The sequence below is a fragment of the Mangrovibacter phragmitis genome (genome assembly GCF_040429585.1).
GTDB classification, from domain to species: Bacteria; Pseudomonadota; Gammaproteobacteria; order Enterobacterales; family Enterobacteriaceae; genus Mangrovibacter; species Mangrovibacter phragmitis.
Genome location: NZ_CP134782.1, coordinates 2021990 through 2034575, shown reverse-complemented (window position 1 = coordinate 2034575; position 12586 = coordinate 2021990). Strand labels below are relative to the sequence as shown.

The following is a 12586-nucleotide window of genomic DNA, read 5'->3' as shown; positions in this document are numbered from 1 at the left end:
TTGAAATTTGGAATTGTCGCAATGTTTTTATTTTGGACTGGAACAAGTTGCTGACCCTCACTTGTTCCAGAACCCTTAACGCCCCTTCAGATGATGCTTTTTTTACCCTGCTCGACAAGTGAAGAAAATGTATCCAGGTCAAAACTCCATGCCCCATCAGGGCAGTTAAATATTTCAATCCGGAGGCCTTCTCCAGGCTCATTTGAGATTTCAGCCACCTGTTCACTACCAGCATAAATTTCAAAAACAACGTTTTCCCTGTCCGGCAGGCTGGTTATCTGTGATGTAAGCTCATGCTTCACCATGGCTACCTCATCCAAAACTTACAGGTCATGTATGTTCAAAACAGCGGTTTCAAACCATAACAGACTCACGCCAGGCAGTCTGTAGTTCATACACGGCTTCAAATAAGTCGTCGTCGTTCAAATCATCGTCATCCATTAGGTCCGGGTCTGAGCAGTAACTGTCTACCAGCGAAAATACCGTATCAAAAAACCGTTGGGTCCTGAGATCTGCACGTTTATCTTCCGATGAATCCCGATAAGTACGCCAGGCTGTTAAATAGTTATGCTCAAACTCTGGGGCACTAATATCCTGCGAAATAAATGCATCAATCAGATTAATTATCGCGACTTCATGTGTGTTAAAAGACATTGCCATCACCTGTCAGACTTGTTACCTGTGTATCGGATAGCTTCCAGCCAGAAATGAACGTTCCATCGGGTTTAGTCATTACATTAAGTTTAGTTTCTGGATTGTAATAGTGAAGGACATCCTGGCTCCACCGGTACTTACCCGTTATTTGTGTGGTGAGAGGATCATCTATATGACTTTTCAGGGCACTTTCATAGGATGAAAGCCCCTGAGCATTGGGCGTTTGCGTCACGTTAAAATCAACAGCATGTTTGAACTTTTTTACCAGTTGCTTTTGAGCGATACTGACATTTTCGGATGGTAAAGTTTTTGCTGCTTGTGGTAAATCGGTCAGTGCCTGAACTTCACTTGTCGGATTCAGACGCCCTATACCCAGTCCTGCAGCAACGGATGCGCCGGCAATAATAAGTCCTTTCGTCCGGGGGTTCATAACCTGGTCATACCCGGCCGGGGCATCACCTCCCAGTTGTCTGGCCGTATTCCTGAATCCGTCCGGATTACCGTTATAAATCCCCCCGGCAGCCAGCAGTCTTCCTGCCGCTTTACTGTTGATGGTACCGGTAATGTATCGGGGGCGGTGTAACTGGTTGCGGATGAGATAACTGAGCCGGGTGTGCAGCGCCACCGGCAAGTCACCGCGCAACGCCCCGGATGATGTCACCACCCGGGCCATCTCGTCCCCTGAATCGTGTCTCTTCAGCAGCACAACATTGCCGCGCCGGACATCATTCAGCACATCACGGTATGCCATCCAGGTAAACTGACGGTGAAAGACCCGGTATTTATTGACATAAACACTGTAGCCATCCGGCAGATCCCATTCCTGAATCCGTCGCTCAGGGCTGGCGGTATATTCCAGGTCCTGAACGGCCGCAGCCGGGTTGCGGATATTCGGAATATCATCCAGCCAGATATCATCCAGAGATTTTGCCTGATATGTGTGGAGTCTCACGGTCCGTATTTGCTCCTGTATTCCCTTGTGAATACAGGGGATTTCATCGCCTTACATACTCCACAACAATAGTCTTTGTCTGAATTTACGATTTCGTGGCTTTGCCGCCGGCCCGCCTGATGGCCGCCTCAATCTGAGCCACCGGTACGGCACCCGGTAATACCGTAATCGTGTCCGGCGTGGGATTATCCACCGGCATCACAATCAGGCCCGGTGTGCCGGTCAGTCCCAGTTTTTGCGCCAGCTGGTTGTTGGCCTCCAAAACGCTGTCACTGTCTGCGCCGGACGCCAGCGGAGTGCCCTTCATCACCGTGCGGGTGACGGCATCAATATCCGCCGGGGTCAGAGCGCCCTCATCATGACCGGTCCGGTAAATGCCGTTATGAAACGCCATATAGGCGGCCGGGCCCTTTGTCTTCCAGATGTTAAGCCCCCTGACCGCCGCATCATGGGAGGCCGGCCAGCGGGAAGCGAAAATGGGCCAGTCCTTAAAGACATAACGCACCTCATGATGGCCCTGCATCACTTTTTCCAGTTCCGGGGCCAGCCGGCTGCAGAACACACACTGGTAGTCAAAAAACTCAATCACGGCCACCCGGGCCGCTTTCGGGCCAACAGACGGCGTGGACGGGTCAGACAGCAGTGCTGTCTGATTATCCATCACCCGGGCGGCCATGGCCGTCTGCGCCCGTTGTTGCTGTTGCACCTGCAGTTTCTGACTGACCTGCACCAGTATCTCCGGGTGGGCCAGCAGGTAGTCACCGGCAATCTGCCCGATACGGGCCTGCTGTTCAGGGGTAAAAGCGGAAGCCGGGGCCTGTGCATGCGCCACGCCGGTCAGTGTGGCCAGCATGGCCACCGTGCTGAATGTCAGTTTCATGGGGTTGTCTCTCTGATGTATTAACGTTCTTTCTGAATGGCCCGGGTATGGGCCGGTTCATCATGTTCAATCGTTCTGTCTGGCAGGTTTTGTTCGCGGACAGACAGGATGGCACGTCCCGTCTGTTCATTCAGCATATCGGCTCTGACCTGTGAGGCTGCCTCCTTATCCCTGAGAGCCTGCTCCTGTTCAGGTACAGAGACCCGGGGCAATGGCATATCGCCACCGGCCGCTTCCTCACCTGCAATACGCCTTAACGTGATTGCATCAGGGGGATTATTCACTTCAACAAGGGCGGTCTGATTTTCTTCAGGAGTTGCCTTGCGCGCAGCAAGATCCGCCCGTTGCTGTTCCTCCATTCTCTGCGACCTGACAACGTCAGAGCGCCTGCTGAGGTCCTCTTTATCCTGATGGTTTTCTTCCCGGGGAATACGAATGTCCTGAGTGTCAGTCGTCTGAAACAGTGCATTATTTTCCCTCACATCACCCCGGGTGACTTTCACCATCCACTCCGAGGGTGGTGTGTCACCCACCTGCCAGATAACACCGGTGCGGTTATCGGCTTTCGCCGCCGCCAGGGCGTCTTCCAGACTCCGGGTTATCACCGTCTGTCCGTTACGGCTGCGCTGCAGTACCGCACCCTGCGCACCCTGTGTGGCCACCATCCGGGTGTCACCCAGTGTCAGGCGGCCTTCCGGTGACGCAACCAGGGAGACCAGTGACAGGCCGGCTGACTTCCCGTTACGGTCATACAGCGGAAAGGCCAGTGCCGGGTCGGGAAAACGCCGGGTGGCCGGGATGACCCGCGCCGTCAGTGCCGTATCCTTCATCGCCTGATGCCGCAGCCAGGTCCGGCCAATCGCCGTTTTTGCCGGGGGCGTGCCCATCGCCCAGATGGCCCGGGCCTGCTTACGTTCGGTCTCCGGTTTCAGCACGTCATGGGCGGTTTTGGGTTCCGTTTCCGGTGATTTGACCCGGCTCAGCCATTTGTCCAGTTTGTCCGTGTATATCTGGACATGGTCTTTCGCCCGCGATGCCGTGATATAAAACGCCCGCATCGTGGCCAGCTGTTTCCGGCCCCCTTCCGTTCCCTCCAGGGCAATCACAAACGGACTGCTGGCCCCCTGCGCGCCATAGCCGGTTACCGCCCAGGCGTAATCGATATGCTGTTCATGGCGGACCTCCTTCGGGTTAATCACCCGGGTTCCGTCCTTTCCGGTCAGCTCCAGCTCACCGCTGTCCCGGACCGCCGTCACCCGGAAGCGGTCATTACCGAGTTGCCCGGCATCACGGGCAGTCAGGGTGAAGCGCAGTTCATCCCCTTCACGCACCTCCATCCTGTCGCGTTTAAACAGTTCCACGTCCCCGGTCAGCAACTCCCGGGGGGAATACAGGGCCAGTTTCCCGTCCTCATTGCGCACGGATATCAGGCCGCCGTTCCGGTCCACCGCGACCACGTCCTGGTAACTGTCGCCCCGCTTCATCACCATGCCGGCTTCCCAGGCACCGGTGCGGTTAAACTGGTGACGGGTGTGACTGATTTTTTCCAGTACCGGCACCGTTGCGACCTTGCTCCCGAGTTCATGACGGTTGACCAGGCTGTCATGAATGGCCTGGTTGATGGCTTTTCTGTCTGCATTGAGCTGGCTGATGATGATGGTCTGTGCCCGGGCTTCCGGTGTGCGTCCGACCCAGTCACGGGCCACGGCATCCACCGGAGAGTCCACCTCCATCACGGATGCCGCCGGCACCTCACCCTGCGCCTCACGGGCCACTTTCTCCGGACTGACGGACTGCAGCCGGCTGATGGCTGCCGCCGGGCGGTTTTCAATAATGTCGTACACCGCCTCCTTCAGCTGGCGGTCGTTCTGACGGACAATTTCCTTCATGATGGCCACATCCATCGGGCTGCGCTCCTGTAGCAGCTTAAACGGCGCCCCGCTGTCGACGGATTCAAACTGGTCCACGTCCCCCATGGAGACGGCCCGCCCCCCGCCGTCCCGGATGGCCTGATATACGGCAGCCGTGTCCTGCAGCCCCACCATCGAACTTTCATCAATAAGGAACAGGCGGTTGCCGTAATCCGGTGTTTCCCCTGCGGCCACCTGCCGGTCATGCTCCACCAGGAAGGATTTGGCGGTCTGCGACACCACGCCGGCATCGTTCAGCTCCTTCACAGCCCGGTGCGTCGGGGCCAGCCCGGTGACTTCCGGGCGGACCGTTGCCGGCAGGGTGTTCAGGGCCGTCAGCACCCCCCGCACCTGGGTGGTTTTACCCACCCCGGCATACCCCTGAATACCGGTAAACTGGTCGGTACTGGACAGGATGAGTGTGGCGGCATCCTGCTGCCCCCGGGTCAGGCCGGCCAGCAGGGCCGGGGCCACGTTATCCATCAGGGGAGACCGGGTATTCTTGCCGGCTTCCGTCATGCTGATAATGGACTTTTCCATTTCCCAGGTGGCGTGGTGTATCAGGCGGGATTCTCCCCGTACCACCACCTCAATCAGTTCACCGGATTTTATCTGTGCGGCAATTTCCGCCCTGACGTCACCTTTCCCGCCCGCCAGTTTCTGGGCGGTTTCCGTCAGAACCAGTTCACTGAAACTGATGTTCCGCTGCTCTGCGACAGCCCGGGTGACGGCCTTACGGGCCTCACTCATCACGTTATCGCGCAGGGTACTGACGGCACGGTCAACCGTGTCCTGCCCGGACAGCCGTGACACCATCTGCACCGGGGTGTCGACATCACGCATTCTCCCCAGCCGGGTTTCGGCCCGCTCCAGTGTTTCGGCGGTAAAAATTTCCGCCCGGTCACCGCTGCGGGCCAGGTCATTCACCATCCGGCCACTGATATCGCGCACATTGAGGGAAGCCAGTACCACGCCCTGCTCATTGTCACGGCTGCCAGGTGCGGCCACATAACTGTGGGTCATGTACAGGGGCTGGTCAGCCGGCAGGGTAAACGTGTCTCCTTTCCCCTTCCCGCCTTCGCGCAGGAACGTCACGCCCTCCGGCCCGGTGGCAGTCACCGTCAGACGGTCTTTGGCTTTCAGTCCGTGGCGTTTGTCCGCCGCCAGACTCAGCATTTTCTCCCCGGCATTCACACTGATTTCCTCCCGCTCGTACAGCCGCCAGTCCGGTGTCATCTCACTGATTTTCTGCCGGTGGATTTCCCCGGTACCGGTATCCAGCAGGGTCAGGTAGCGGGTGTCTTCATGCACCCGGTCTATCAGCCAGTGTTTTGTCTCTTTTGCCTGTGTCCGGTCTTCCAGCACCTGTCCGGCCCGGTAGGAGGAGGGCAGACGCCGGGTTTTGTTGTCGAGCCAGACCGGTGTGCGGGTTTCCACCGTGACACCGTCACGCGCCAGTTGTCCGGCATTCTGCAGCGCATCACGGATAAGTCCGGTCAGGTTTTTCTGCTCACGCGCCCCTTTCACCACCGCCGTGACCGGTTCGCTGCCGGCACTGAGTTCAGCATAGCGCTCCGCCAGTGCCGCATACCGTTCACGTTTGTCAGCAATACTGACCACCCGGGTTTCCAGCCCCGGCACCGGTTCAGACAGCACTGAGCGCGACACCCCGGCTTCAGTCAGCACCGTCATGGCATTCCCGTTGGCCTGCCGGCCCGCACTGTCGAGAAAAATCAGCTGGGTGTTCTTTGCCCGCGCTTCCGCCGTCAGCAACAGGGTTTCCTTCAGCCCGAGTTTTTCCGCCCCTTCCACAATCAGCGTGCCCTGGGGCCTCAGACCGGCGTCTCCGGACAGAATTTGCTGACGGGAAATGAGCCTGTCCTTCAGCCTGTCCGATTTTCCCAGGGAACCGGCCCGTTCAGCACTGCTGGCCAGCACCTGTACCTGACGCCCGTGAGACAGGCTGACCCCGGCAATCTCTTCCGCCAGACTGCGGATGGCCGGCACACTGGCCGGGGCACTGAACAGCACCACCGGTTCTGTCACCACCGGCGACAGCCTGCCGGGCACATTGTCCCGGGGCGTGACCCGGTTGACCACCCGGCCTCCGGCCACCAGGTCCCGGGTGACCGACTGCAGGGATAACTCATCGAGCAGATGAATACGCGATGTGAACACGCCTTTCTCTGCATCCAGCGGTACAATCAGCCCGTCATGCATCGCCGCATCCATCCCGGCGCGCAGGTCATCCACCCCGGGCATCACGTCACTGTATTCCATGGCGGTCAGCATCAGTTCCCCCCACGTAAACCGGGTCTGCCGGTCACTGAGCTGAGAAATGGCCTGCTGCAGGGCGACTGACAGGTCCGGGGCCAGGTCCTTCAGTGACCGGGGGGCTTTTGCCGGGGCATCCGGCGCATTCACCGCCGGTGAGCTGTTTTCCCTGCCGGGCGTGACCGGAGCAGTCTCATGACCACGAACGGGAACGGGTTCACCAGACTGACGCAACGCCGGGACATCCTGCCCGGGCACTGCAGGGCCTGCCGGACGGGGAGAAGGCTCTGCTGAACCTGGTAGCGTCACGCCCGGCTGTACGCCGTTATCTTTCCCCCGGGGGACCGTCTGTCCGGGTCGGTCCTGCTGCCGGGAGACCGGTTCCGGCACGGCCACCGTGGTATGCAGGTCCGGTTCCGGCGCACGCTCCCGGGCTTCAGCCTGGTACGCTTTCATGTCAAACCCGAGGTCACGCATCTGGCCCAGCCAGCGCTCCATCAGGCGCAGGCGTGACGGGTCCTGTTTGGCCTGACGGGTGTCTTTTGCCGCCACATCCCGGCTGCGCAGGGTGGCCTCTGCCCCCACCGCACCCTCAATCTCCCGTCCCCGCGAGGAATATTCTTCCCGCACGGCTTCCGGCACACCGGCGATTTCCCACAGCCCGTTTTTCCCGGTTTCCTCCACCCGGTGCCCCAGCTTCTCCACATCATCACGCAGGGTGTTGCGGTAAATTTTCCCCAGCGTCACCTGCATCTTCATCACGGTTTCGATAAACCCGGCACCGTGAATATAGTCGGTGGCCAGCGCTTTCCATTTCCCGTCCAGTTCGGTCATGTTGGCCACAAGCAGGTGGGTATGCACCTGGGGGTCGAGATTACGGCTGGTATCGTGGGTGAACGCCGCCGCCACCATTTTCCCGGTCGGGAGAATGGACGTGATACCGTCCCGGGTGTCCCGGGCCGAGACCAGTTTTTCAATATAAGACGCCGCCACCTGGACGGCATGATTATGGGCTTCGAGCAGCTGCTTATCCCCCCCAATGAGGATGAGCAGGGACACACTTTTCGGGGCGGAGAACGTCAGGTCATGACCCGGCCGGTGCACATGATTTCCGTTAATTTCCTTTCCCAGCCGGGAACCGTCCGGCAGACGGCCTTCCAGAACCGCCGTCAGGGCTTCGCCCCTGACCGCACCCTCCAGTCCCAGTTCCCGGGCACCCTCACCCATCCACAGGCTCTGCAGGTTGCCCAGAAAATAATAGTTATCACTGTTACTGTAATAACCCGCTGCCCCGTCGGCAGAGGCAATGGGGGCCACACTCATCATAAGTCATGCTCCATATCGTCCAGGCCGTCCTGCTGGCTGCGGTACTGTTCGTACTGCGCCTCGCGGTGACGGAGAATGGTCTGTTCATCGTCCAGCATCTGTTTGCCCGCGCCTTTCGGGCCGGGCGTGTCATCTGCCGTTCTGGCGGGCGTTTTACCGGCGGTGGTCACCTGCAGCTGGCCATCCGGCAGGGTTTCCAGTTTCATATCCAGACTGAGGTTTTCCGGGTCTTCCCCGTTCCCTGCATCGTCACTGTCTGACGCCGCATTCTCTCTGCGTGACCGTCTGGCCCGGTTAAGCGCATCGAGGGCGGTGGGTTTTGATACCGCCGTGCCGTCCGGCGCGGCCTGGCGGGTCAGTTCAGGGAGGGGCCGGCGCGGTGTGTCCGGTTTTTCCGTGGAGGGGTTCTGCCGGGAACGGGCCGCATCTCCGACCGGATCATTCACGGCCGTCCCGCCCGGCACCACGGTCAGGGACGGCCGGATCACCGGGGGGCGGGAAGTAATGGGAACGACCGGGGCCGGTTTTCCCGGCACAGGCTGAGGTAACGGCCAGGGGGTATTCACCGGGGCTACCGGACCTGCCTGAGTGTCTTCTTTTCGCTCCGGTTCGGGCGTCACCGGGGAACCCGTCACCTCACTGACCGGGGCGGTTTCAGCTTCGGGGAATGTCAGGCCGCTGGCCCGGCTGGCCTGCTCATTTTTCCGGATAAGTTTTTCCAGTTCAGGGCTGAGCACATCGTGGAAGTCACGGGAGATAAAACCGGGCTGCAGTACCTTCGGTTTACGGTATTTCAGCTTCAGGTGGGTGACCGGGTAATCCCCCGGCAGACGGACGTAGAACTGCAGGTTACTGAGCGACATGATTTGCTCGTAATCCACCACCGGGTTATTGACCTTGTCCTTGCCCAGTGACACCCCGTCGCGCACCTGGTCAAGACCGTAGGAGTTCTGCTCGCGCGCTTCCTTCCTGCGCTGGTGTCCCAGCTCTTTTTCAACCATCTGGGCCACTTCCGCACTGGGCGAGCGGCCATAGGCCCGGGTGTTCAGCAGGTCAAAAATGCTGCGTGCCAGTTGCTGGCCATAGACATGAACAAGCTGGGGCATGTTCTGTGCACCGATGACAAAACAACCCCCGAATTTGCGGGCCTCTGCCAGCGTACCGGGCAGGTCCGGAATACGCTGCAGACTGGGGGTTTCATCCAGGATGAACCACACCCGCCGGTCCGGGTCCTCATCCATGCTCTGCAGGAACAGGGTGGCCAGTGACACCCACATGGAGATAAGTGGCCGGATACTGGGGCGATGGCGGGATTTTGTCGAGATAAACAGCCAGCTGTTGTCATACTCCGGGCTGGTCATCCAGTGACGGATGGTGAACGGCTCCCCCCCCTTTTTCGTCCAGCCCCTGCAGGTAGCGCAGGGACTTGGCATAGTTGGTCACCACTGACCGGATGGAGATGGCCGTTTTCTCAATTTTCTCTTCCACCAGGTTGGCCGCCGGCGTGTTGGCCAGATAGTCACGCAGGCTTTTCATGCTGAGGGACAACAGGGTTTTCAGGAACTTCTCAATACTGCGGTCCGGTTCAGCCGACATGCGGATGGCCAGGTCCGCAAAAATCGTGCGGGAGCTGGCCACCCAGAACGGATCGGATTCCCCTTCTTCCGGGATCAGACTGGTTGCCAGGTTCTGGTAATCCGCCGAATCCTCACATTCGCCCCACATATCCCAACGGACACAGCGTGCATCGAAGGGATTCATAATCCGGTCAGTCTCCGGGCGGTAATGGGTCTGGGTAAAGGAACAGCCGGAGTCATAGATAATGGCCCGGTCACCACGTTTGCGTATCCAGTCCAGCAACCAGCGGATCAGGGTGGATTTCCCCACCCCGATGGTGCCGTGCATAAGGAAGTTCATCACCTCCGCGTTACGCACCATATGCAGGTCACCAATACGCAGGTCTGACAGTTCACCGTTTTTGCGCAGCAGCCGGTTGGTTTCGCCCGGGTTGTCTGTCAGTTTCATCCCGGAGATAAATTCATCTTCACTCTCCCTGCGCCCGACCGCCGTGACATACCAGGCCACCAGACAGTAAACGGTCGCGCAGAATACGCCGGCGGCCAGCGCACTGGTTTTCAGGTGGCCATACAGACGGGCCCCCATGGCCTGCATGTAGGGGTCTGTCAGCATCTGCTCCAGCGTCATTTTCAGGTGGTAGGTGGTGGCGGTCGGGGCATACCAGTAAGTAATGGTATAGAACCGCCCGGCACCGGGTGACATCAGCTGGATGAAACTGTGGTTAAGGCTGGCATACCAGTACCACAGCCCGTTATCGAGGGTTTCCTTTGGCGTGAGAATGAAAAACAGGGCGCCGGCGAGCAGCAGGAACAGGATGGCCACCCAGAAGCCTATCCAGTTATTGACCTGCAGGAACATTCGCCAGCGGTAGGCCGTCATCTGGCCACCCTGGGTAAGGTATTTGGCGTTTTTATTCATGATGGATATCCGGTGGAAATAACCGGCGGCAGAACACCGTCAGTGCGTATACATTCAGGAAAATGCCCGACAGGGGCGGCCGGGCAGGAGAAAGTGACTCAGTTCAGGGACAGTGATGCGCGCCGGCAACGGCGCAGGGAGTGCCGCCAGCGAACCCGGGCCAGAAGCCTGCCCGGCAGCACCATCAGCACCCCCGTGGCAACGGATAAAAAGCCCCCGGCGGCCAGGAAAATCAGTGCCACAGCGAGCGTATTTAATGCCGTGGTCCATCCCCACACATCCGGGGTGACAGACCCGGCAAGCGTTGCTGTGAACAGCCAGGCATGGGTCATGTACCACTTAATGACGTCACTTCCGTGGGACAGCAGGAGTACAGCGCTGTACATCAGGGAAAGGGCCATATAAAACACCGCGACGGTAACGGCTTTGAATACTGAGTGTTGCATGATGAAATCCTTGAAAAAAAACGGACCGCTCGCCGCAGACAGGATGAGTGAACCGCAGGGCGGTGAATCTGTCCTGTTGAGGAAGCGGAAGGGCATGAAAGTTAAAACGGGCACCAACGCCCCGGACCCGGGACGAGAGAGGGTTTCAGATAAATGTCAGGTGGAACAGAAACGGTCAGTGAACGGCCGGGGACGGTTTGTCAGATGCCGGACACAATGCCATGCAGGCCGGAAAGAATGTCAGCGTGGATCTCAGGGACAACAGCCACCACATCCGCTTCTTTCAGTTTGTCTTTACTGACGGTCGTGACAGATTTAACAATGACCACATAACGCTGGCCACTCACGGAGATAACCGGAGTCAGTGACCGGATCTGTGAGTTTTGCGCTGTCATGGGTGCCAGTGGCATAACCACACGGGAATCATACTCATCCAGCAGGTCAGACTGAATATCAATGATGAAAGGGTACTGTTGCCGGGTTTTGGGCGACCGGTTGACGTAAACAGCATACTGCGCCATCAGAGAACCCCGTATTCATCATCGTCCGTGAACAGCCCGGCTTCCCGCTCAAAGGCATTAAACGCCTGAATACCGGCGTGTAACTCCGCTTTCCGGGTTTCCTGCTGCTTTTGTCTGACGGCTTCTGCCAGCATGGCATCGAGCGTCGCGGACAGGTTGATATTCATCCGGCGCGCCGCATCCACGTTTTCTGCCGTCAGGTATACATTCGTGCTGCGTTTCCCGGACCGTCTTGCGACCGCCGGCGTGGTAAGGTTTGTGACAACAGAGACGGATGATTTCATGGAACCTCTCCCGCAGAGAACAGAAACTATGCGCATAATTTAGCGCATAGTGTATGCCCTGACAAATTTACGGGTTCAGTCGCTGGCGTGTTTACAGAATACCGGTGATGGATTTGGCCAGCTGGGCTTCCAGTACCGGGCGGGCTTCCTCAAACTTCAGGTTCACTTTGTTGGCGGTGGACACCACGCGGGTCTGGTACTTCATCCGGTTGCCCTGCTCCGTGCTGGTCTGCAGTTTGACGCCTGACGTTCCCTGACGCAGGGCCGCCACATTGTCTGTGGTTACTGACGCTTTACTCCGCTCTGAAATCTGCAGGTCAGTCACCATGGTGTAGTTCGTATCTTCGACCATGGCATCCGCCGCCATGCCAATCAGACCTGCAGCCAGACCCGCGCCGAGTACTGCACCACCGGAGTTACCGTTGTAGGCCGTGATTCCCGCGCCCAGTGCCGACCCCATCGCTGCCCCTTCATAGCCACTGGTCAGGAACCCCTGGGACTGACGCAGATCCATTTTGTCGGCTTTAAGGACATTAGCCTGTACCCAGTAATACGCCTGGTCAGGGCTGGACGTCACCTGGTAGCCTTTGGCTTTCAGATCCTGACTGATGAGGGTCTGCAGGTCAGACATGTCCTTATCGGAGGTGTTGCGCACCTGGATATACACGGTTTTCTGTGAGGAGGGTTCAAGCCATACGGTCTGGCTCATCTGTGTTTTGACTTCAAGATTACGCTTGTGAATAGCTGTGCTCATCGCACCACAACCGGAAAGGGCAAAAACGGAAGTGACCATAACAGCCACGGCTGCGTGTTTTAATGTCATATATTTTTTCCTGAAAATTC

The 12586-nt window shown here is 58.3% G+C and carries 11 protein-coding genes; all 11 read right to left on the bottom strand.

Annotated elements, in window-relative coordinates; translation table 11 throughout:
• Positions 1 to 86: 86 nt before the first annotated feature.
• The 11 genes from MPHASIOC01_RS09985 to traT all read right to left on the bottom strand — a co-directional run bounded on the left by MPHASIOC01_RS09985 (position 87) and on the right by traT (position 12566).
• A complete protein-coding gene (locus MPHASIOC01_RS09985; protein WP_353614424.1) occupies positions 87 to 305 on the bottom strand; it encodes a hypothetical protein in 219 nt (72 codons plus the stop codon).
• 49 nt (positions 306 to 354) lie between these two features.
• A complete protein-coding gene (locus MPHASIOC01_RS09980) occupies positions 355 to 654 on the bottom strand; it encodes a colicin immunity domain-containing protein (RefSeq protein ID WP_353614423.1) in 300 nt (99 codons plus the stop codon).
• Positions 644 to 1606 carry a colicin D domain-containing protein gene (locus MPHASIOC01_RS09975; protein WP_353614504.1) on the bottom strand — a complete coding sequence of 321 codons (963 nt, stop codon included), beginning with the start codon at positions 1604 to 1606 and terminating at the stop codon, positions 644 to 646. Before MPHASIOC01_RS09975 ends, MPHASIOC01_RS09980 begins: the two co-directional genes overlap by 11 nt.
• 85 nt (positions 1607 to 1691) lie before the next feature.
• Positions 1692 to 2486, bottom strand: coding sequence for a DsbA family protein (locus MPHASIOC01_RS09970; RefSeq protein ID WP_353614421.1), 795 nt, complete (start codon positions 2484 to 2486; stop codon positions 1692 to 1694).
• Positions 2487 to 2506: 20 nt separating this feature from the next.
• The gene (gene mobF / locus MPHASIOC01_RS09965; protein WP_353614420.1) at positions 2507 to 7996 is read right to left on the bottom strand and encodes a MobF family relaxase; all 5490 of its coding nucleotides are present in this window, start codon (positions 7994 to 7996) and stop codon (positions 2507 to 2509) included.
• The gene (locus MPHASIOC01_RS27670; protein ID WP_405027755.1) at positions 7993 to 9429 is read right to left on the bottom strand and encodes a type IV secretion system DNA-binding domain-containing protein; all 1437 of its coding nucleotides are present in this window, start codon (positions 9427 to 9429) and stop codon (positions 7993 to 7995) included. Before MPHASIOC01_RS27670 ends, mobF begins: the two co-directional genes overlap by 4 nt.
• Entirely contained in the window at positions 9338 to 10492 is a 1155-nt protein-coding gene (locus MPHASIOC01_RS27665; protein WP_405027754.1) for a type IV secretion system DNA-binding domain-containing protein, read from the bottom strand. The genes MPHASIOC01_RS27670 and MPHASIOC01_RS27665 overlap by 92 nt, the downstream gene beginning before the upstream one ends.
• A gap of 98 nt (positions 10493 to 10590) precedes the next feature.
• A complete protein-coding gene (locus MPHASIOC01_RS09955; RefSeq protein WP_353614419.1) occupies positions 10591 to 10938 on the bottom strand; it encodes a hypothetical protein in 348 nt (115 codons plus the stop codon).
• Between the two features lie 200 nt (positions 10939 to 11138).
• A complete protein-coding gene (locus tag MPHASIOC01_RS09950) occupies positions 11139 to 11459 on the bottom strand; it encodes a CcdB family protein (RefSeq protein ID WP_353614418.1) in 321 nt (106 codons plus the stop codon).
• Positions 11459 to 11743: a type II toxin-antitoxin system CcdA family antitoxin gene (locus tag MPHASIOC01_RS09945; protein ID WP_353614417.1), complete on the bottom strand. Its 285-nt coding sequence runs from the start codon at positions 11741 to 11743 to the stop codon at positions 11459 to 11461. The genes MPHASIOC01_RS09950 and MPHASIOC01_RS09945 overlap by 1 nt, the downstream gene beginning before the upstream one ends.
• A 91-nt stretch (positions 11744 to 11834) precedes the next feature.
• Entirely contained in the window at positions 11835 to 12566 is a 732-nt protein-coding gene (gene traT, locus MPHASIOC01_RS09940; protein WP_353614416.1) for a complement resistance protein TraT, read from the bottom strand.
• Positions 12567 to 12586: the final 20 nt, after the last annotated feature.

Excerpts from the sequence above, each read along its gene's own strand:
- MPHASIOC01_RS09985 (WP_353614424.1), bottom strand. The coding sequence starts at position 305 with ATGGTGAAGCATGAGCTTACATCACAGATAACCAGCCTGCCGGACAGG.
- mobF (WP_353614420.1), bottom strand. The coding sequence starts at position 7,996 with ATGATGAGTGTGGCCCCCATTGCCTCTGCCGACGGGGCAGCGGGTTAT.
- MPHASIOC01_RS09945 (WP_353614417.1), bottom strand. The coding sequence starts at position 11,743 with ATGAAATCATCCGTCTCTGTTGTCACAAACCTTACCACGCCGGCGGTC.
- MPHASIOC01_RS27665 (WP_405027754.1), bottom strand. The coding sequence starts at position 10,492 with ATGAATAAAAACGCCAAATACCTTACCCAGGGTGGCCAGATGACGGCC.
- MPHASIOC01_RS09955 (WP_353614419.1), bottom strand. The coding sequence starts at position 10,938 with ATGCAACACTCAGTATTCAAAGCCGTTACCGTCGCGGTGTTTTATATG.
- MPHASIOC01_RS09980 (WP_353614423.1), bottom strand. The coding sequence starts at position 654 with ATGTCTTTTAACACACATGAAGTCGCGATAATTAATCTGATTGATGCA.
- MPHASIOC01_RS09970 (WP_353614421.1), bottom strand. The coding sequence starts at position 2,486 with ATGAAACTGACATTCAGCACGGTGGCCATGCTGGCCACACTGACCGGC.
- traT (WP_353614416.1), bottom strand. The coding sequence starts at position 12,566 with ATGACATTAAAACACGCAGCCGTGGCTGTTATGGTCACTTCCGTTTTT.
- MPHASIOC01_RS27670 (WP_405027755.1), bottom strand. The coding sequence starts at position 9,429 with ATGCCAAGTCCCTGCGCTACCTGCAGGGGCTGGACGAAAAAGGGGGGG.
- MPHASIOC01_RS09950 (WP_353614418.1), bottom strand. The coding sequence starts at position 11,459 with ATGGCGCAGTATGCTGTTTACGTCAACCGGTCGCCCAAAACCCGGCAA.